The organism is Neisseria chenwenguii (assembly GCF_002216145.1).
Taxonomy (GTDB): Bacteria; Pseudomonadota; Gammaproteobacteria; order Burkholderiales; family Neisseriaceae; genus Neisseria; species Neisseria chenwenguii.
Window position 1 is genome coordinate 1 of record NZ_CP022278.1, and the last position, 19391, is coordinate 19391.

Sequence of the window (19391 nt, forward strand, 5' to 3'; positions counted from 1 at the left end):
TTCAGACGGCCTCAGCCTCTCCGCACGCCTGAAGCTCCTGACCCTGCTTTGGGTCGGCTCAGCGCTGTTTTCCGTGGTGTTAACGCTGCTTTTGTCGTGGCGGCTGGAAGGCGCAGGCACGGCAATTAACGACGCGGGCAGCCTCAGGATGCAGACCTACCGAATCGCCTATCTGGTCAGCAACCGCGCACCTGCGAAACAGATCGACAACCAAATCCGCGAATTTGAAACCACGCTGAAAAAAGTCAGTACCAGCGATGCGATTCATCCGCTGATTCCTGCCGACACGCCGCTGTCGTATATGCTGATTCAGGATATGCTCAACACCGACTGGCAGGCGCACATCCGCCCCGCCGTTATCCGCCACGAATTGCCCGAACAGATTGATTTGTACCGCTTTACCGGCAATATCGAACTTTTCGTGCAGGCGCTGGAAAACGCCAACGATAAAAACACCTTGTGGCTGCGCCGTTTTCAGACGGCCTTGATTCTGATGATTTTCATTGCTGCAGGGTTTATGATTATGCTGCACTACTCTTGGATTATCCGCCCGCTGGAAACACTGCGCGAGGGCGTCGATACCATCGGGCGCGGCGGTTTCGGCGTGAAAATCCCAACCGACCATATCCGCGAGTTTGCCCAAGTCAGCGAAGGTTTCAACCAAATGAGCGCCAGCCTGAAAACGCTCTACACGGATCTGGAAGGCCAAGTGGCACGGCAGACGCAGGATTTGGCGCGGCAAAACCGCGATTTGGCGCTGCTCTACCAAACCACCCGCGACCTGCACCGCACCCACAGTCCGAAAGAGGCCGCCGAAGAATTTCTCGCCCGTACCCTGCCCGCCGTTTCCGCCGCTGCCGGCAGCATTCATTTTTCCGATTCCGGGGGCACGCACAATGATTTGGTCGCCGCCATCGGTTTGGACGATGCGTTTTCAAACGGCCAAACGCCGCCCTACCCGCATTCCGCCGCGTTCCCCATCGTTTACAAAGGCGAAGAGCTGGGCGCGTTTACCCTCTATTTTTCAGACGGCCACAGCCTCTCCAAGGACGAACACGACCTTCTGCGCACGCTTTCCGGCCAGCTCGGCGTTTCCGTCGCCAACAGCCGTTTCGCCCAAGAACGCCGCCAGCTCGCCGTTTTGCAGGAACGCAACCTGATCGCGCAAGGTTTGCACGACAGCATCGCGCAGGCGCTGACTTTTCTCAATTTACAGGTGCAGATGCTCGAAAGCGCGTTTCACGCGGGAGAAAAAGTGCAGGTGGAAGAAAACATCCTCTTTATCAAAAACGGCGTGCAGGAATGTTATGACGACGTGCGCGAGCTTCTGTTAAACTTCCGTACCAAAATCAGCAACAAAGACTTCCCCGAAGCCGTCAACGGCCTGCTGGAACGCTTCTCGCGCGAAACCCAAACCGAAGTCGATACCCGCTGGACAGACGAAGGCGCCGCGCTCTCCAACGACGAAAAACTGCAAGTCATCTTCATTTTGCAGGAAAGCCTTTCCAACGTGCGCAAACACGCGCAGGCCAAACACGTCGCCGTCTCCATCGAAAACCGCCGTGACTTCATGCTGACCGTGCGCGACGACGGCAGGGGTTTCGACACAGGCCGTCTGAAAAATCCCGCCACAGGCCACGTCGGCCTCGGCATCATGCAGGAACGCGCCCGCCGCATCAACGCCGTCCTCACCGTAGAATCCGCGCCGCAACAAGGCACAACCGTAACCCTCGTGTTACCCCAAGAGAAGAGAAACACACTATGAGCATCAAAATCGTATTAATCGACGACCACACCCTGTTCCGCAGCGGCATCAAAGCCCTGCTCTCGCGCCAAAGCGATTTTGAAGTCGTCGGCGAGGCCGCCGACGGCTTTTCCGGCGTCAAACTCGTCGAACAGCTCCGCCCCGACATCGTTTTGCTCGACCTCGACATGCCCGCCATGAACGGCCGTGAAGCGCTGGCGCAAATCCTCAGCACCAACCCCGGCCAAACCGTCGTGATGCTCACCGTCTCCGAAGACGGCGACGACCTTACCGAATGTATGCGCATCGGCGCGCGCGGTTTCCTACTCAAAAACATCAACGCCGATTTCCTGCTCGACAGTATCCGCAAAGCCGTGGACGGCGACAACGTCTTTTCCCCCGAAATGACCACGCGGCTGGTGCAGTCGCTTATCGCCCCCGCCGCCCCGCGCAACGACCAAGCCCTCGCCACCCTTACCCCGCGCGAACTGGAAATCCTCGGCTACCTCGCCGCCGGCCACAGCAACAAAGTCATCGCCCGCCACCTCGAGCTGGCCGAATCCACCGTCAAAGTGCACGTCCAAAACATTCTGCGCAAACTCAACCTCGGCAGCCGCGTGCAGGCGGCGGTATATGCGGTTCAGCATAAAGTGCCGCAGCCCGAGGGAGTTTGAAAAGGGTTGGTAAAGATGAAACAGGCCGTCTGAAGTTTTCAGACGGCCTGAAGTCTTTTTAGGCGAACCAACCCGACCTACCCGTGCATCACGTCTTCAATATCCGCCACTTTTTTCGGCGCGAGCGCGGTGTAGTTTTCACAGCCGTCGGCCGTGACCAAAATATTGTCTTCGATGCGGATGCCGATGTTGCGGAACGCTTCGGGAATGTCGTCGGCAGCGGCGATGTAGAGGCCGGGTTCGACGGTGGTGCACATACCCGGCTGAAGCAGCAGCGGTTTGCCGTTTTGCCAGCGTTTGCCGACGTCGTGTACGTCCAGCCCGATCCAATGGCCGAGGCCGTGCATATAGAAACGCTGATAGGCTTGCGATTCGATGTTGCCGTCCACCGTGCCTTGCAGCAGGCCGAGGTCGGTCAGACCCCGAACGAGTATCCGCAGCGCGAGCAGATGGATTCCGCCCCAATCGGCACCGGGTTTGACGGCGGCGATAACGGCTTCGTTGGCGGCGAGTACGATTTCGTAAACGTCTTTCTGCGCAGCGCTGAAACGGCCGTTGACGGGGAAGGTGCGCGTGATGTCGCCGGCGTAAAAGCCGTATTCCGCGCCGGCGTCGATCAGCAGCAGATCGCCGTCGCGCAGCATGTCCTGATTGGCAACGTAATGCAGGCAGCAGGCATTTTTGCCGCCGGCAACAATGCTGTTGTACGACGGGAAACGCGCGCCGTGGCGCATAAATTCGTACAGGATTTCGGCTTCGATTTGCAGTTCGCCCACGCCGGCGCGGGTTTTCTGCATGGCGCGGATGTGCGCCAAGGCGCTGATTTCGCCCGCTTTTTTAATCAAACCGATTTCGTATTCGTCTTTCACCAGCCGCATCGGATCAAGCAGCGCGGCCAAATCGGCCAGGTTTTCAGGCGCATGGCTGTTGACCTGAATGCGCCGCCCTGCGCTCTGCTGCACGTTGTGCCACTTTTCCATAACCTCGCGGTCGCGCTCGGGATACAGCCCCCACAAGGCATACAGCGTTTTTTTGTTCAACAGCGCCTGACTCAGATAATGCGGCCAGCGGCTGTTGCTCTGCGCCTCGTCGAAGCCGAACGCTTCCTGCGCCGCTTCGGGGCCGTAGCGGAAACCGTTCCAGATTTCGTCCAGCTCGTCTTTGTCGCGGCAAAACAAAATACTTTTCTGCGTCGCACCGTCGAGGATCAAAACGGCCCCGGGTTCGCCGAAACCCGTCAGATAGTGGAAATAACTGTCTTGGCGGTAGGGAAACTCGGTGTCGTTGCTGCGCCGCTGCCCGGGCGCGGCAAAGAGGACGGCGATGCCGTCGCGGCCGATTTGCGACAAAACACGGTGGCGGCGTTCGATAAACGGGGTGGGATTCATAAACATTCCTTTGAGGCCGTCTGGAAAACGGCGCTGTAGACTGATCGGATAAAAGCCTGATTGGCTGTCGGTTTAAAACTGACTGTTTTCAGACGGCCTCATGCCCACTGCCCGCTTGGCGGCCTGCGCTTTTTTCGCCAGCCAGAGCGCGGTCAGACAGCCGCCCATGTCGGCCAGTCCGTCGCCGAACGAGCCTTCGCGCGTGGCGGTAAACGCGGCCTGCGCCAACTCGCTGCCGACGGCGTAAACCAGCGCAAACGCAATCAGGGCGTGGTAGGGAACGGTTTTATCCGCTTCGATAAACGTGCGCGCCAACAGCCAGATTTGGGCGAAAAACAGCGTGAAATGCGCGACTTTGTCGAAATTCGGAAACGGCGGTGCACCGCTGCCCGATTCGCGGAACAGCAGGGCATAAATGCCGGCGGCAAACCAAAGCAGCACCAATACGGTAAATTTGTTGCGCGGCATTTCAGGCCTCCTCGTCGAGCCAGGTTCGGCAGATTTGCGCCAGCCGCACAAACTTGCCGCCGCGCGCGTTCAGCAAATCGCGCCATTGCGCCACTTCTTCGCGGCTCGGGGCTTCGTCGAGGCTGCATTCGTAGAGCCAGAAATCCAGCGTTTCTTCGACGGTGCCGACGGCTTCGGTTTGGATGAGGTTGAGAAGTTCGGACATGGAAAATCCTTGAGATGAGGCCGTCTGAAAATTCAAACGATTGAGGCGTTGCTGCGGTTGTCGGGGGGATGAACCTGCTTTTCAGACGACCTGAAGCTTTGCAAAAAGCGGAAAATCCCGAGAAACGTTTGTAGGGACGGGTTTTACACCCGACCGAATGTTAACAATTCTGAAATATTAAACCTTTTCAGCAGTTTGAAAGTTTACGGGCAGGTGTAAAACCCACCCCTGCAAACAGGTGTTTCTTATTCTTGCAACGATTGCAACTTGATTAAGATGCTGAGCTGAAGGCCTACGGGCTGAGGCTTTGCAAAAATCCAAAAATATCATTTGAAGGTCGTCTGAAACACTCAATCCGTTATTCCCGCGCAAGTACGGAAACAATGTCGGTAAAATTTCAGACGGCCTTTGCGGTTTTTACAACGTTCTCAACTCGTTCGGCAGTTACAAAAAATTTCAGCAAATCATTTGCTGTGCAAAAACCGCGTCGCTTCTTCCCATTCGCCCGCCAAAAGTTGCGGCAGCCCTTGGATGGATTTGGCGACGGCGTCGTCAATCTGCTGGCGGTGTTCGGTGCTGGGTTTGCTTAAGACATAACCGATCACCAAGTTGCGGTCGCCGGGATGGTCGATACCCAAGCGCAAGCGGTAGAAATCCGGTGTACCCAAGCGGGCTTGGATGTCTTTGAGGCCGTTGTGGCCGCCGTTTCCGCCGCCGAGTTTGAATTTGATGCGCCCGCAGGGGATGTCCAATTCGTCGTGCACCACTAAAATTTCTTCGGGCTTGATTTTGTAAAACTGCGCCAGCGCGGCAACTGCCCGGCCGGAACGGTTCATAAACGTGGTCGGTTTGAGCAGCCAGACGTCGCCGCCGCTATGCGCCACGCGCGCGACTTCGCCGAAGAATTTTTTTTCTTCTTTAAATGTGGCTTTCCATTGCCAGGCCAGTTCGTCCAGCAGCCAGAAGCCGACGTTGTGGCGGGTTTGTGCGTATTCCTGACCGGGGTTGCCCAGTCCGACGATGATTTTGATTTTGTTTGACATGGTGTTCTCGTTGATGCCGTCTGTACTTCGACTTCGCTCAGCAGCCGTTAAAATATCAGACGGCCTTTGTTAATCTTGGCTGACGCGTTTGCGCCGCGCTTCTTTCGGGTCGATTAAAAGCGGACGGTAGATTTCGACGCGGTCGTGCGGCCACAAAACGGTGTCGTCTTTCACGGCTTTGCCGAAAATGCCCAGCGGCGCGGCGTGCAAATCGACTTCGGGAAACTTGCCGCACACGCCGCTTTGTAAAACGGCTTCGCGGGCGGTTGTTCCCGCTTTGACTTTCAGGCTTTGCAGAAACTGTTGTTCCGCCGTGCCATAGACGACTTCGATTTCAAGCATAGCGGCGGTCTGCCTCTTTGACGAACGCTTCGACCAGCGTGTTGGAAAGGTGGCTGAATACGGGCGAAATCAGCGCCGACAAAACCGCACTGGAAAAATCGTATTCAAGCCGGAATTCGATTTGGCACATATTGTCACCCAAGTCGATGAATTTCCATGTGCCGCGCAGGGTTTTAAACGGCCCTTCGAGCAGATCCATGCGGATTTCCCGGCCGGGAATGTTGTGGTTGTGGGTAGCAAACGACTGCTGCACGCGCATATAGTCCATAAACAGCCGTGCTTTCAGCTCGTTACCGCTGCGTTCGATAATTTCGGTTTTGCTGTACCAAGGCAGGAATTTCGGGTAATCCTCCACTTTATCGACCAGCTCGAACATCTGCGCGGCGCTGTGCAATACCAAAACGCTTTTTTCTACCGTTTTCATAATCGTGCCATCATCGGGAAAGCTGCATTATAAACGAATTTGCAAGGGTTTTTCAGACGGCTTGAGTGCCCGTAGCCGTCTGAAAAACTGTTTCGACACGGGAAAATATAGTGAATTAAAATAAAAAATCTACTTCGTTGGCTGCGGCTGAGCCTAAAGAGAACGATTCACCAAGGCGCTGAAGCGCCAAGTTCATCTGTCTCGTACTACCTAGACTGCCTGCGCCTTGCCGCCTTGTATCTTTTTTATTTCACTATACAAAACAAAACGGCAGCCGTTAAAGCTGCCGTTTTGTTTTATTTAAGCCCTGTTTTGGGGAGGAACTTCGGGATTGTTTTCCTGCGCGCCTGCTGTTAAAGCAGGCTCGGGCCGGGGCTGCTCCGCCGTTTCCGCAACCGGCTCTTCGCCTTCGGGGCGTAGGTTGTAGCTGTAATCCTTAGGCGGGCTGGGCTGTTTGCCTTCCATGATTTCCAAAACCTGATCGCGGTCGATGGTTTCCCACTCCATCAGGGCGCGGGTCATGGTTTCCATCTTGTCGCGGTTTTCGTTCAAGATTTTGTAGGCAACGGCGTATTGCTCGTCCAAAATGCGGCGGATTTCGGCATCCACTTCCTGCTGGGTTTTTTCCGAAATATGCTGCGAACGGGTCACGCTGCGGCCGAGGAAGACTTCGCCTTCGTTTTCCGCGTACACCATCACGCCCATTTTGTCGCTCATGCCGTAGCGCGTCACCATTTCGCGGGCGATTTGGGTGGCGCGCTCGAAGTCGTTGGAAGCGCCGGTGGAAACGCGGCCGACAAAGATGTCTTCGGCGATACGTCCACCGAACAGAATCGCAATCTGGCTCAGCATCTGGTCTTTATACATGCTTATGCGGTCGCGCTCGGGAAGCTGCCAAGTCAGGCCCAGCGCACGGCCGCGCGGCATGATGGTTACTTTGTGTACAGGATCAGTATGCTCCAGACTTTCAGCCACGATGGCATGGCCCGATTCATGGTAGGCGGTCGCACGTTTTTCGTCTTCGTGCATAACCATGCTGCGGCGCTCGGGACCCATGTAGATTTTGTCTTTCGCATCTTCAAAATCGCTTTGATCGACTTTGACTTTATTGCGACGACCGGCAAACAGCGCAGCTTCGTTTACCAAATTCGCCAAATCCGCGCCGGAAAAACCGGGCGTACCGCGCGCCAGCGAAACCAAATCGACGGAAGCGTCCAGTGGTACTTTTTTGGCGTGCACTTTCAAAATCTGCTCGCGGCCTCGGATGTCGGGCAGCGGTACCACAACCTGACGGTCGAAACGGCCGGGACGCTGCAACGCAGGGTCGAGTACGTCGGGACGGTTGGTGGCGGCAATCACAATCACGGTTTGATTGCTTTCAAAGCCGTCCATTTCCACCAAAAGCTGGTTCAAAGTCTGCTCGCGCTCGTCGTTGCCGCCGCCCAAGCCTGCGCCGCGCTGGCGGCCGACGGCGTCGATTTCATCGATAAAAATGATACAGGGCGCATTTTTCTTGGCCTGCTCAAACATATCGCGCACACGGCTGGCGCCTACGCCGACGAACATTTCTACAAAGTCGGAGCCGGAAATGCTGAAAAAAGGAACACCCGCTTCGCCGGCAATCGCTTTGGCCAGCAGGGTTTTACCCGTACCCGGGCTGCCCGCCAGCAAGATGCCGCGCGGCACGCGTCCGCCCAGGCTCTGATAGCGGTTGGGCGCTTTCAGGTAATCGACGATTTCCTGAACTTCCTCTTTAGCTTCGTCGCAGCCGGCCACATCGGCAAAAGTAACTTTGTTGGCATCCTGATCCAGCAGGCGGGCACGGCTTTTTCCGAATGAAAATGCGCCGCCTTTACCGCCGCCGTTCTGCATCCGCATAAAGTAAAACCATGCGCCAATCAGCAGCAACACGGGCAGCAGGCTGAAAAACAGGCTGGTCAGCATGCTCGGTTTTTCTTCCGGTGTCACTTTGACGCGGACTTTTTTGTCCAATAGGTTTTTCACCAAGTTGTCGTCTAACGGCGCGTTGGTAAAAAATGTGGTTTTGTCGGCACGTTCGCCTTTAATCAAATAGCCGTTTACCACCGAGCCTTCGATATTGACGCTGGCGATTTCGCCGTTGTTTACCTGACTGATAAACTGCGAATATTCAATCTGCTGCTTGCTTTCCTGCTTGCTGTTGATCGCATTGAACGCCGCCATCAGGCCGACGCCCAAAACCACCCAGAGCAGAATATTCTTAAAGGTATTCCCCACTGAACAGGCTCCATTAATTTAAGGGTAAACGAAAGGCAGAATTTTAAAACACGCTGCTGCGGTTGTCAGCGTTTATTTCTGCCCAATAAATAAATCTCACTGGAACGATTGCGCGAAGCATCAGGTTTGCGCGTCTGCACCGTTGCAAAAACATCCCGCATCGCCGCCATATATTCCTGATAACCCGCGCCCTGAAAAACCTTCACCAAAAAACTGCCGCCGCTTTTCAGATGGGAGGCTGCAAAATCCAACGCCAGCTCGCAGAGGTAGAAACTGCGCGCCTGATCGGTTACGGCGTTACCCGACATATTGGGTGCCATATCGCAGATTACAAGGTCTAGCGGACGGCCGTCGAGTAAAGATTCAAATTCCGCCAAAACCGACTCCTCGCGGAAGTCGCCCTGAATAAAAGACACACCCGCAATGTCGTCCATCGGCAGAATATCGAGCGCAAATACCCGACCGTTTTCCCCGACCAGTTTCGCAGCCACCTGCGACCAACTTCCCGGGGCGCTGCCCAAATCGGCCAACACCGTACCCGGCTTGATTAGCTTGTCTTTCTCATTGATTTCCAACAACTTATACGCCGCACGGGCGCGATAGCCGTCTTTCTGCGCCTTGTGTACATAATGGTCGTTGACGTGCTCGCTGAGCCACGCCTTGGAAGATTTGGAACGCACAGCCATAGCGGTTTCCACAAAAATAAAACGACTGCCATTGTACGCGATTTTTCCCCGAGCCTGCGCCAAATCGCGTACAATGCGCGGATTATTATTTCCTATCAAGCAGTAACGAAATGACCGATGAAAAACTTTCCACCAAAGAAATCCTCGAGCTCAAAGCCCGCGCCCACCACCTCAACCCCGTCGTGATGGTCGGCCAACACGGCCTGACCGACTCCGTCATTAAAGAAACCGACGCCGCCCTCACCGCCCACGAGCTGATCAAAGTGCGCGTATTCGGCGACGACCGCGCCGAGCGTATCGAAATTGCCAATGCGCTTTGCGAAGCCGTCGATGCGCAGTTGGTGCAGCATATCGGCAAACTCTTGGTTTTGTGGCGCAAGAATCTGGAAGACTGATTCCACTGCCCGAAATTTGCAAAAGGCCGTCTGAAAACTTCGAATACGTTTGTGTAACCGGATTTTTCAGACGGCCTCCTATTTTCTCTGTATCCAACCCGATTTTTCAGTCTGTACAATCGCCCTTTGCAGGCGTATCCTTGCGGTTGATGAAATACATTCATCAAATCCGAATCTTTCAAAAAGGCCGTCTGAAAGCCTTTATCCACTAAAGGAACCCTGCCATGACCGATTTTACCGTTTGGGAAAGCGCCCCTTTCGGCGCCACCATCGACCACATTCTGCAACGCTACCACAACGTCCACCGCGCCCAGCTTGAAGAGTTGGTGCCGCTGGCGAAGAAAGTGGCCGAAGTTCACGCCGATACGTTTCCTGCCGAAGTGGCCGACATTCTGGCCTATATGCAGGAAGAGCTTTTGATGCACATGATGAAGGAAGAGCGGATGCTGTTTCCTATGATTAATCAGGGCGTCGGACGCAGTGCGGCCATGCCTATCAGCGTGATGATGCACGAACACGAAGAACACGACAAAGCCATCGCCCGTCTGAAAGAGCTGACCGACAATTTCAAAATCCCTGAAAACGCCTGCGGCAGCTGGACCCGACTCTACCGTCTTTCCGAAGAGCTGGTCAATGACTTAACCGACCATATCCATTTGGAAAACGAAGTGTTCTTCCCGCGCGTTTTAGCATCCTAAAAAACAAAACCGTAATGTAAGAAAAGAAAAGGCCGTCTGAAAATCAAATTCAGTTTTCAGACGGCCTCTGCTGTTTCAACAGGTTTTACACTCAGGCAGCTTGCCGTGGATGTCGAATCCGGGCTGTTTGACCTTGAGGAGGAATGTCACCACAAAGGCAAACAGATACAGCACGGCATAAGCAAAAACCACGCCTTTAAAGCTGTAACCCGGCAGCAGTATATCGGCAATTTTCGGTGCAAGCGCATTGGAAAGGCTGGCAGAAAGGTTGTACACGGAAATTGCTGCGCCCTGACATTTTAGGTTCAAGCGTGGTAAAAACCGCCGTCATCGGCACAAACGCCGCGGCAAACCAGCCCAGCAGAATGGCGGGAATCCAAGCCATGTAATATTCGGCCGAACCGACTTCCGCGCCACCGGCAGGGGCGATTGTGTTGTACCACTGCGGCATGTAGTAGAAAATCAGCGTCGAAAGCGCCATGCCGATACAGCCAAACCAGCGAACGACGCGGATCCAACCGAGTTTTTCGCCGACAATCCCCCAAAATACGTTTGAAATCAGCGTAGTGACGGAAAATACCGCCCAGATATCCAACCACTGCGCGGTTGAAAAGCCCAGTTCTTTGGTAAACATCATCGGCATAATTACGGCAAAGCCGAACAGCGACAAAGTGTTGATGATGCGCACCCAACTTGAAAACAGGATATTGCGGTTACTGACCAGCAGGGTCACGGCATTGGTCAGCTCGGCGAATTTCTGTTTCACCGGCAGGCCGTGCAGATGTGATTCGGAATTGACTTTGCGCAGTTTGAACACGGCAATCAGGCCGCAGGCCGCGCAGAAGCCCAGCGCCATCCATAATACATCCATTTCGTCGGTGAGTTTTTCTTTAAAAACAATACTCGGGATTTTGCTGCCGAATACGCCGATACCCAGTGAATAAGTCTCCAAAACCATCCCATCGACGGGCTGATCTGCGATCCTTTAACGTTTTGCACAATCATCACGATAAAAGAATACAGAAACAGCAGATAAGCAAAGCTGCGGATGCCGTAAAACACTTTAATCAGTGTGTAGTTTATGGCGGCAGCTAAACCGTACACCCCAAAGCGGCAGTGTGCCGCTGTTTTCGCTGCCCTTAACCAGCGCAGGCATATTGGCGCGGCTCAAACCGGTTGCCGCCAATACTTCGTCCGACCAATCGTGTTGTTAAAACAATGGGTAAGAGATAATTTGGCCTAGTTATCTAGGACAGCCCCAAGAAAAAGCAGGCCGTCTGAAACTGAATTTCAGACGGCCTGCTTCATCAAACGCCCTACCCTACCCGCAGTTTTCTACCGCCGCCACTTCCAAATGCGCATCGTGAAACGCGTTCAGCGTGCTTCTATGGCCGATGCTGACGATGACGCTTTGCGGCAGGGTGTGGCGGACGGTTTGGTAGAGCTGCGCTTCGGTAGCTTCGTCTAGCGCGGCGGTGGCTTCGTCTAGCAGGATGATTTTCGGGCGGGTCAGGAGGATGCGGACGAAGGCGATGCGCTGGAGCTCGCCCGGAGAGAGACGGTGCTGCCAGTCGTCGGTCTTATCCAGATTTTCAATCAAATGACCCAAACGGCATTGCTGCATGGAGGTTTCGAGCGCGGCGGTGTCGGCGCTGATGCCGGGATAGCAGACGGCCTCGCGCAGGCTGCCCTGCGGGGTGTAAGGGCGTTGCGGAACAAACATCACGGCGCTGTTGTCGGGTTTGGCGACAAAGCCGGTCGCGCCAAACGGCCACAAGCCGGCGAGCGCGCGCAACAGCGAGGTTTTGCCGCAGCCGCTGGGGCCTTTGATCAGCAGCGAGCCGCCGCTTCCGATCTCGGCATTGATGCCGGAAAGCAGAACATCGCCGTTACTGCGGTAGAGGGTCAGGTTTTCCAGCCTGAGGCCGTCTGAAACGGTTTCGGTTTGCGGCGTTTGTGCGGCGTGTTGGGATTCGGTGCTCAATAAAAAGCCGTGCAGACGGTCGAGGCGGGCGCGGTAAGCGGTGAAGTCTTCGTAAAAAAGGCGGAAAAACGACAGCGCTTTTTGCAGACGGGCAAAGGATTGTACGGTCTGCTGGATGTCGCCGATTTTAATCTGCCCTGCAAACAGGCGCGGCGCCTGCAAAATGATGGGCAGAAGCTGGACGCCGCTGCTGAACATATCGTTAAATCCGCTCAGGCCGACGCTTTGGCGGGCGATGCGCCAGCGGTTTTTGATGATGGCGGCGAAACGGCTGCCGAGCGCCTGCTGTTCGCGCGCCTCGCCACTGTAAAACGCCACGCTTTCAGCATGATCGCGTACCCGAATCAGGGCATAACGGTAGTCGCCGTTGAGTTTTTCATTTTCGTAGTTGTAGCGGATCAGCGGATTACCGATCCACATGGCGATAAATGTTGCCAAAATCACGAAAATAAACACAAACCAGACGATTCCGCGCGGAATATCGTAGCCGAACACGGTCAGAATGCCCGCCAGCCCCCACAATACGAAGGCGAATTCCAGTGAGGAAACGACGGAATTGAGCATGCCGCGGATAAATTCGATGGTCGATTTGATGAAATCCTGCGCATCCTGCTGGATACGCTGGTCGATGTTGTCGGGCGCGTGGCGGCGCATTTGCAGGCGGTAATAATTTTTGCCGGACAGCCAGCGCGATACCAAAACGGCGTTGAGTTTTTCCGACCATTTAATCGCCAGACTTTGGTCGAGAAAATCGTTAATCACGCCGTTAAACGTACGCATCAGCACTACGCCGGCGTTCATTGCGGCAAACACCCAAAAGGCATTGACGTCCATGTCCTGCATCGAGCTGTAAAGCCCGTTGGACATAAACGTGCTCAAGACGTTGAGGCGGATTTCGGTCAGCAGCAGAATCATCATCAAAACGACGACGGCGAAGATTTTCAGGCTGTTTTCGGCGTTCAGGCAAAGCCGCAGAATATAGCGGAACTCTTTGCCGAAGCGGGTTTTGGCGGCGAAAAACAGAATCACCGCCGAAGCGGCCAAAACCGCCGCCGATGTTTTCAGCAGCCAAAGCGGCGTGCCGTAAAGCTCGATTTGCCATTTTTCCATGATGGTGTTTTTTAAATCCGGAAGGCTGTCTGAAAAACGGAATTTGATGCGCAAACGGATTTTTGTCGGAATCTGTTTTCAGACGGCATGAAATTGCTTAAATGAAAGTTTTAAAAGTTATTTTCGCTTAAACTTTTGTATTTGTTTTTAAAATTCAAAAGATGCGAACAATTATTTTTTAAAACAATAGAAAAGTGTAATGGTATCAAATATAATCCGCCTTCAAAATCGTTTTACGCTTTTTTATCCGAATAAGTTGATGCAAACTGTTGAATAGAGAAGGTTTATATGAAAAACAAATTAGCCCTTATGCCGCTGCTGATTGTCAGCGCATTTGCCTACGCCGCAGACGAACAGGCTGCGCCGCAGGCCGATTCCGCCGCCGCGCCCGAACAGACCGAGTTGCAGCAGGTCAACGTCCGCGCCGATGCGAACAGAGTGCGTGCGGCCAAGTCTTATTCCATCGCCAGCGACGGCGATTTGCGCGACCGTGTGAATTTAGGTTTATTAGGCAAAGCCAACGCGTTTACTGCTCCGATCACGGTTGTTAATTATGACGAAAAGGTGATTAACAACACTGAAGCGCGCACTTTGGTTGACACCATCGCCAAAAAAGATGCGTCCACATGGCAGTTCGGCGGCGAGAGCAATACGCTGACCGGCCTGTATTTCCGCGGTTATCAATTGGATTCGCGCCAGTTCAGCGTCAACGGCTTGGCCGGAATGTACGGTACACAGGGCACATCAAGCGTTCAGGTCGGTGCGGCGCAACTGATTAAAGGCGCATCGACTACTGTAAACGGCATGGATCCCGAAGGGGCGGTTTCAGGTGCGGTCAACATCGAAACCAAAAAAGCATTGGACGAAGGCAACGGCAAAGTCGGTTTGGGCTGGTTCAGCAACAACCGCGCACAAGGCACGGCCGATGTGTGGCAGCGTTTCGGCGCCGACAAACAGTTCGGTATCCGTGCCAACGGCAAACTGCGCCACGGCGATACGCCGCGCCACGGTTACAGCGAAGACAACAAAGAGTTTGCATTGAATACGGATTATCGCGGCGAGAAACTGCGCGTGCAGTTCGATTCGGTTTACGCCAAACGCAAAACCCAAGGCGGCCGCGCCCGTATCCAAGATATTCAGAACGCCGGCGCCCGCCTGTTTGACGCGCCGAACGGCAAGACCAACCTGCTGCCCTCTTGGAACTGGCAGAACACGCGCGGCCAGACCAATATGCTTACCTTTGAGTGGGATGCGTTTGAAAATGCGCAGATTACCGGCGGTATCGGCTACAACAACGCCCGTTATTACGGCACGCTGATTTCGCCGACTGCGCGCCCGAATACCGACGGATTGGTTTACAACACCGGCACGGCGCGCCTGACCGACCAGTATTTCCGCACTCTGAGCATGAACCTGACGGCACGCGGCGCATTTGAAACCGGCCCGCTCAGCCACAACTGGAGCGCCGCGTTCGACCGTATCAACCGCAAGCGTACAACTTACAGGGGAGCCTCCGCCAGCACGGGCAGCCGCCAAATCGACACCACCCGCGATATTGCGGAACAACTGGCCAAGATGAATTCCAATTACAGCCGCGATTGGGATCCGACTCCGACCGTCGATAACGTCATCAAGGTAAACAGTCTGGCTTTGTCCGATACTTTGGGTTTTGCCGACAATAAATACCGCCTGACCTTGGGCGGACGCTTCCAAGCTGTTGACCAAAAAAACAAACGGAACCGTACAGATGCCGATGCAAGCCGTTTCAGCCCGATGTTTATGGCGGCATGGGTGCCGCAGCCCGATTTGGTGGTTTACGGCAACTATATGGAAGATTTGGAACCGGGCGCGGTCAATACCGACTCCGTCACTGATGAAACCACAATGGCCGATCCGCGTGTCAGCCGCCAGTTTGAAATCGGTGTGCGTAAAAACTGGGGCAACTTCGTTACTACTCTGAACGCTTTCCAAATTACCCGCCCGGGCTATTGGCGCGGAACAACTTCGTCGGGTACGGATTTTGCCCGTTCGGGTGCGAAAAGCGGCGAAGAACAGGGCAAGGAGCGCAACCGCGGTATCGAGTTCAATACCTATGCCAATCTGTTGAACAACACCCTGCGTCCGTCATTCGGCCTGATGTATCTGCAATCGCGCGTTAAAGATTATCCGAACTATCAAGACAATCTGGTCAGCGGCGTACAAGTCGCCAATCCGCGCGTGATTGCCAAAGCCGGCGTGGAATGGGATACCCCGTTTGCCAAAGGTCTGACCCTGAACGGCAATGTCCAATACTTCGGCAAATCCTATCAAGACACGCAGAAACAATATGCCTTCCCGTCTTACACATTGGTTGACGTCGGTGCACGCTATAAAACCAAGCTGGGCAAAAACCAGTTTACCGTCAGCAGCTCGGTGGAAAACCTGTTCAACAAAAAATACTGGCAGGTACAGCGCGGCCAATACGACCGCAGCTTCGCCGTCGTCGGACTTCCCCGTACTTATTGGCTGAAAGCTGAATTGGAATTTTGATTTCTTGCAGCTTTTGCGATAATAAAAAGGCCGTCTGAACATTCAGACGGCCTTCTTTTGAATTCGACAGTATTTTCATACGGCCTCACAGCCCTGCCAGCAGCAATCTGATTTTCTCAAGCGATTGTTTCAGCTCTAATGTGCATTCGTTGTTTTGAACGCCCGTGCTCAAGCAGTTGGTGCCGACGATGGCACAGAAGTGGGCGTAATTTAAACCCAGCTCACGGGCGAGGAAGGCTTCGGGCATTCCGGTCATGCCCAAAACGTCGGCGCCGTCGTTGCGGTAGCGGCGGATTTCGGCGCGGGTCGGCCAGCGCGGACCTTGCAGGCAGCCGTAAACGGCCTGGCTGTAAACGGGTACGTTGTGGCTACCGGCGTGTTCGAGCAGGGTGGCGCGCAGGACGGCGGAGTAGGGTTCGGTGAAATCGGTGTGGACGACGGGGCTTTCGGGCCCTTCAAAATAGGTGGAACTGCGGCTGCTGGTGTAGTCGATGAGGTCGTGTGGCATGACGAGTGCGCCGTTTTCAAAGCTGCCGTTGGCGGCGGTGACGGCGGAAACGGCGGTAATGTCTGTGACGCCGACGGAATCCAGCGCCCAAATGTTGGCGCGGTAGTTGATTTCGTGGGGCGCGATGGTGTGGCCGAAGCCGTGGCGGGCGAGGAACACGATGTCGAGGCTGCCCAGTCTGCCGAAGAGCAGCGGGCTGCTGGTCAGGCCGTAGGGCGTGCGCACGATGCGGCGGTCGGTAATGTTCAGTTCGGGCAGTTTGGCAAAGCCGCTGCCGCCGATGATAGCAAACATGGGAAGTTCCTTTTTTTGGATGAGTCCGTCTGAACACTATTTTTTCAGACGGCCTGCGGTTTATTTATGCCGGTAAAAACGGCTGCCGAAATAGGCCGCCGCACCCTCGCGCAGCAAAACCAGCGTCACCGCCGCCAGCGGCAGGCCGGCGAGCATACCGGCGAACCCCATCAGCTGGCCGAACGCCATCAGTGAAAAAATCACCCAGAAAGGCGACAGGCCGATGCGGTCGCCGACGATTTTCGGCGTGATGATGAAACTTTCCAAAAACTGGCCGACGGCAAACACCGCCCAAACCATCAACAAACCCTGCCACGAACTGAATTGCAGCAGTGCGGCCACAGTCGCCAGCAGCAGGCCGGTAAACGCGCCCAGATACGGAACAAACACCAAAATCCCCGCAATCATGCCGATGGCGAAGCCCGAATCCAGCCCGACCAGCGCCAGCCCGATGCCGTACACCAAGCCCATAATCAGCATGACCATGAGCTGCCCGCGCAGAAATTCGCCCAAAACTTTGTCCATATTGCCGCTGATGCGGGTGTAGGCGTCAATAAAGCGGCGCGGCACAAGCGAGCTGATGCCTTTGCTCCAGCGTTTCCAATCCAATAAAAAGTAATACAGCAGAAACGGCAGCAGTAAGAGGTTGCTCACTCCCGCCAACACGCCGCTGCTTTGGCGCATAATCGTAGGCAGCGCGGTTTTCAGCGTGTTGCTCAATTCGCCCGTGTGCGATTGCAGCCAGGCGACAATCGAGGCGGAATCCAGTCGGATGTAGCTGCCCGCCATGCCGTCGAGCCACGGCAGCAGTCTGTTTTGCACGAAATTCACAATCTGTGGCAGGCGTTCGATGAAATTATTAAACTGGCTCACCAGCATCGGCACGATAATCAGCAGCAGCGCCAGCAGCAGCGCCAGCGCAAACACCATCACCATCATCGAAGCTGCGCCGCGCTTGATGCGTTTGCGTTGGAGCGCTTCGACCAGCGGGTTCAGCACATAAGCCAACACCGCCGCTACCACAAACGGTGTCAGTGTGTTGCCCAGCGCATAAAGCAGCCACAAAAAGGCCGCGGCAACGCAGGCCATAATGATCCACGGCTTCGCGCCGCGCGTTTTTTTCTGATACATTGAGCGTTTTCTTATTCCGTTTTCAGACGGCCTAAAGTGTAACAGAGGCCGTCTGAAAACGTGAAATTAATCAAAAGGCCGTCTGAAAAGTTGTAAACAATCCCAGCCGTTTTGCCGCCAAATCAGGTAAAATACGCCCCATTCAAATCCCCTTAAGGAATCCGACATGAGCACCTCTTTGAGCTACCGCGATGCGGGCGTGGACATCGACGCCGGCGACCAACTGGTTGAAAACATCAAACCCTTCGCCAAACGCACCATGCGCCCCGAAGTGCTCGGTGGTTTGGGCGGTTTCGGCGCGTTGGTTGAAATCGGCAAAAAATACAAAAATCCCGTGCTCGTGAGCGGTACCGACGGCGTAGGCACCAAACTCAAACTGGCGTTCGACTGGGACAAACACGACACCGTCGGCATCGACCTTGTTGCCATGAGCGTAAACGACATTCTCGTTCAGGGCGCGGAGCCGCTGTTTTTCCTCGACTATTTCGCCTGCGGCAAACTCGACGTCGCCCGCGCCACCGACGTGATTAAAGGCATCGCGCAGGGCTGCGAAGAATCCGGCTGTGCGCTGATCGGCGGCGAAACCGCCGAAATGCCCGGCATGTATCCCGAGGGCGAATACGACTTGGCCGGTTTTGCCGTCGGCGTGGTCGAAAAAGAGCGTGTCATCAACGGCCGCAGCATCGTTGCCGGCGACGTAGTACTGGGCTTGGCTTCCAACGGCGCGCATTCCAACGGTTATTCGCTGGTACGCAAAATCATCGAGCGTGACAATCCTGATTTGGACGCGGAATTCGACAACGGCAAAACCTTGCGCGAAGCCGTCATTGCGCCGACCCGCCTCTACGTCAAGCCGATTCTCGCCGCGCTGGGAAAATTCACCATCAAAGGCATGGCGCACATCACCGGCGGCGGCATCACCGAAAACGTTCCGCGCGTACTGCCAGAAAACACCGTTGCCCAAATCGACGCGAAATCTTGGGAACTGCCCAAGCTGTTCCAATGGCTGCAAAAAGCGGGCAATGTGGAAACGCAGGAAATGTACCGCACTTTCAACTGCGGCATCGGCATGGTGATCATCATCGCCAAAGAAGACGCCGACGCGGTGGCTGCGTTTTTGAAAGAACAGGGCGAAACGGTTTACCGCTTGGGCGAAATCCGCGAACGTAACAGCGACGAGCATCAAACGCAGGTTGCGTAAACATTAAACCTATAAAGGCCGTCTGAAAGTTTTTTCATGCTTTCAGACGGCCTTTGATTTTGGTCAAACAAGCTGCAAATCGTTGCCGCAATATTCCGCCGTTATCCGGCTTTGGGCCGCATAAAATTCGGGCCGGCAACGGCATCATCCCGTCGAAAAAGCCAAACAAGCAGACATTCCGACAGATTTGTGCGTTAAATACAGGCTTATACGTTATTTAATGGTGTAGTTTTTGGTAGCCGCATATGGCGGAACATCTTTTCAGACGGCCTTTTATGCGTTTCAAATCCGCTAGGCAGATTTGGTTTCTT

Annotated in this window: 18 protein-coding genes; 6 read left to right on the plus strand and 12 right to left on the minus strand. The window is 54.7% G+C overall.

The annotated features are described in order from the left end of the window. Window positions 1-148: 148 nt before the first annotated feature. Together BG910_RS00005 and BG910_RS00010 are read left to right on the plus strand one after the other, a co-directional pair. Window positions 149-1765: a histidine kinase gene (locus BG910_RS00005; RefSeq protein ID WP_232462272.1), complete on the plus strand. Its 1617-nt coding sequence runs from the start codon at window positions 149-151 to the stop codon at window positions 1763-1765. After that, window positions 1762-2418, plus strand: coding sequence for a response regulator (locus BG910_RS00010; protein WP_089035066.1), 657 nt, complete (start codon window positions 1762-1764; stop codon window positions 2416-2418). The genes BG910_RS00005 and BG910_RS00010 overlap by 4 nt, the downstream gene beginning before the upstream one ends. Before the next feature lie 77 nt (window positions 2419-2495). On the opposite strand, the gene BG910_RS00015 is transcribed toward BG910_RS00010, so the two are convergent. The 8 genes from BG910_RS00015 to rlmE form a co-directional block, all read right to left on the minus strand. Then, window positions 2496-3806: an aminopeptidase P N-terminal domain-containing protein gene (locus BG910_RS00015; protein ID WP_089037053.1), complete on the minus strand. Its 1311-nt coding sequence runs from the start codon at window positions 3804-3806 to the stop codon at window positions 2496-2498. Window positions 3807-3878: 72 nt separating this feature from the next. Continuing rightward, window positions 3879-4274 (minus strand): VanZ family protein, encoded by a 396-nt coding sequence (locus tag BG910_RS00020; RefSeq protein WP_089035067.1) that lies wholly within the window; start codon window positions 4272-4274, stop codon window positions 3879-3881. Between the two features lies 1 nt (window position 4275). Further along, complete coding sequence (locus tag BG910_RS00025) at window positions 4276-4479, minus strand: dioxygenase (protein WP_089035068.1); 204 nt, start codon at window positions 4477-4479, stop codon at window positions 4276-4278. A gap of 464 nt (window positions 4480-4943) precedes the next feature. After that, window positions 4944-5522, minus strand: coding sequence for an aminoacyl-tRNA hydrolase (pth, locus tag BG910_RS00030; protein ID WP_089035069.1), 579 nt, complete (start codon window positions 5520-5522; stop codon window positions 4944-4946). 69 nt (window positions 5523-5591) lie between these two features. Continuing rightward, a complete protein-coding gene (locus BG910_RS00035; protein ID WP_089035070.1) occupies window positions 5592-5864 on the minus strand; it encodes an RnfH family protein in 273 nt (90 codons plus the stop codon). Continuing rightward, window positions 5857-6288: a type II toxin-antitoxin system RatA family toxin gene (locus BG910_RS00040; RefSeq protein ID WP_089035071.1), complete on the minus strand. Its 432-nt coding sequence runs from the start codon at window positions 6286-6288 to the stop codon at window positions 5857-5859. Before BG910_RS00040 ends, BG910_RS00035 begins: the two co-directional genes overlap by 8 nt. A gap of 300 nt (window positions 6289-6588) precedes the next feature. Further along, window positions 6589-8544 (minus strand): ATP-dependent zinc metalloprotease FtsH, encoded by a 1956-nt coding sequence (gene ftsH / locus BG910_RS00045; RefSeq protein ID WP_089035072.1) that lies wholly within the window; start codon window positions 8542-8544, stop codon window positions 6589-6591. Between the two features lie 65 nt (window positions 8545-8609). Continuing rightward, on the minus strand, window positions 8610-9230 hold the full coding sequence (gene rlmE / locus BG910_RS00050; protein ID WP_089035073.1) for a 23S rRNA (uridine(2552)-2'-O)-methyltransferase RlmE: 621 nt from the start codon (window positions 9228-9230) through the stop codon (window positions 8610-8612). 110 nt (window positions 9231-9340) lie between these two features. Between rlmE and yhbY the strand changes: the two genes are divergently transcribed. Then, complete coding sequence (yhbY, locus tag BG910_RS00055; RefSeq protein WP_089035074.1) at window positions 9341-9625, plus strand: ribosome assembly RNA-binding protein YhbY; 285 nt, start codon at window positions 9341-9343, stop codon at window positions 9623-9625. A 224-nt stretch (window positions 9626-9849) separates the two neighbouring features. Next, window positions 9850-10323 (plus strand): iron-sulfur cluster repair protein DnrN, encoded by a 474-nt coding sequence (gene dnrN, locus BG910_RS00060; RefSeq protein ID WP_089035075.1) that lies wholly within the window; start codon window positions 9850-9852, stop codon window positions 10321-10323. A gap of 196 nt (window positions 10324-10519) precedes the next feature. On the opposite strand, the gene BG910_RS12480 is transcribed toward dnrN, so the two are convergent. Both BG910_RS12480 and BG910_RS00070 read right to left on the minus strand, forming a co-directional pair. Then, window positions 10520-11275, minus strand: coding sequence for an MFS transporter (locus BG910_RS12480; protein ID WP_198344804.1), 756 nt, complete (start codon window positions 11273-11275; stop codon window positions 10520-10522). 369 nt (window positions 11276-11644) lie between these two features. After that, the gene (locus BG910_RS00070; RefSeq protein ID WP_089037054.1) at window positions 11645-13417 is read right to left on the minus strand and encodes an ABC transporter ATP-binding protein/permease; all 1773 of its coding nucleotides are present in this window, start codon (window positions 13415-13417) and stop codon (window positions 11645-11647) included. Between the two features lie 288 nt (window positions 13418-13705). Between BG910_RS00070 and BG910_RS00075 the strand changes: the two genes are divergently transcribed. Continuing rightward, window positions 13706-15946, plus strand: a complete 2241-nt coding sequence (locus BG910_RS00075) for a TonB-dependent siderophore receptor (protein ID WP_089035076.1) — start codon at window positions 13706-13708, stop codon at window positions 15944-15946. An 85-nt stretch (window positions 15947-16031) separates the two neighbouring features. Here the strand turns inward: BG910_RS00075 and BG910_RS00080 are convergent, their stop codons facing one another. Continuing rightward, window positions 16032-16748 carry an S-methyl-5'-thioinosine phosphorylase gene (locus tag BG910_RS00080; protein WP_089035077.1) on the minus strand — a complete coding sequence of 239 codons (717 nt, stop codon included), beginning with the start codon at window positions 16746-16748 and terminating at the stop codon, window positions 16032-16034. 60 nt (window positions 16749-16808) lie between these two features. Beyond that, window positions 16809-17879 carry an AI-2E family transporter gene (locus BG910_RS00085; RefSeq protein WP_089035078.1) on the minus strand — a complete coding sequence of 357 codons (1071 nt, stop codon included), beginning with the start codon at window positions 17877-17879 and terminating at the stop codon, window positions 16809-16811. A gap of 166 nt (window positions 17880-18045) precedes the next feature. Between BG910_RS00085 and purM the strand changes: the two genes are divergently transcribed. Continuing rightward, window positions 18046-19080 (plus strand): phosphoribosylformylglycinamidine cyclo-ligase, encoded by a 1035-nt coding sequence (gene purM, locus BG910_RS00090; protein WP_089035079.1) that lies wholly within the window; start codon window positions 18046-18048, stop codon window positions 19078-19080. Window positions 19081-19391 lie beyond the last annotated feature (311 nt).

What these genes read in the sequence shown, in the direction of transcription:
- BG910_RS00005 (WP_232462272.1), top strand. Translation starts at nt 149, where the DNA reads ATGCAGACCTACCGAATCGCCTATCTGGTCAGCAACCGCGCACCTGCG.
- BG910_RS00010 (WP_089035066.1), top strand. Translation starts at nt 1,762, where the DNA reads ATGAGCATCAAAATCGTATTAATCGACGACCACACCCTGTTCCGCAGC.
- BG910_RS00015 (WP_089037053.1), bottom strand. Translation starts at nt 3,806, where the DNA reads ATGAATCCCACCCCGTTTATCGAACGCCGCCACCGTGTTTTGTCGCAA.
- BG910_RS00020 (WP_089035067.1), bottom strand. Translation starts at nt 4,274, where the DNA reads ATGCCGCGCAACAAATTTACCGTATTGGTGCTGCTTTGGTTTGCCGCC.
- BG910_RS00025 (WP_089035068.1), bottom strand. Translation starts at nt 4,479, where the DNA reads ATGTCCGAACTTCTCAACCTCATCCAAACCGAAGCCGTCGGCACCGTC.
- pth (WP_089035069.1), bottom strand. Translation starts at nt 5,522, where the DNA reads ATGTCAAACAAAATCAAAATCATCGTCGGACTGGGCAACCCCGGTCAG.
- BG910_RS00035 (WP_089035070.1), bottom strand. Translation starts at nt 5,864, where the DNA reads ATGCTTGAAATCGAAGTCGTCTATGGCACGGCGGAACAACAGTTTCTG.
- BG910_RS00040 (WP_089035071.1), bottom strand. Translation starts at nt 6,288, where the DNA reads ATGAAAACGGTAGAAAAAAGCGTTTTGGTATTGCACAGCGCCGCGCAG.
- rlmE (WP_089035073.1), bottom strand. Translation starts at nt 9,230, where the DNA reads ATGGCTGTGCGTTCCAAATCTTCCAAGGCGTGGCTCAGCGAGCACGTC.
- yhbY (WP_089035074.1), top strand. Translation starts at nt 9,341, where the DNA reads ATGACCGATGAAAAACTTTCCACCAAAGAAATCCTCGAGCTCAAAGCC.
- dnrN (WP_089035075.1), top strand. Translation starts at nt 9,850, where the DNA reads ATGACCGATTTTACCGTTTGGGAAAGCGCCCCTTTCGGCGCCACCATC.
- BG910_RS00070 (WP_089037054.1), bottom strand. Translation starts at nt 13,417, where the DNA reads ATGGAAAAATGGCAAATCGAGCTTTACGGCACGCCGCTTTGGCTGCTG.
- BG910_RS00075 (WP_089035076.1), top strand. Translation starts at nt 13,706, where the DNA reads ATGAAAAACAAATTAGCCCTTATGCCGCTGCTGATTGTCAGCGCATTT.
- BG910_RS00080 (WP_089035077.1), bottom strand. Translation starts at nt 16,748, where the DNA reads ATGTTTGCTATCATCGGCGGCAGCGGCTTTGCCAAACTGCCCGAACTG.
- BG910_RS00085 (WP_089035078.1), bottom strand. Translation starts at nt 17,879, where the DNA reads ATGTATCAGAAAAAAACGCGCGGCGCGAAGCCGTGGATCATTATGGCC.
- purM (WP_089035079.1), top strand. Translation starts at nt 18,046, where the DNA reads ATGAGCACCTCTTTGAGCTACCGCGATGCGGGCGTGGACATCGACGCC.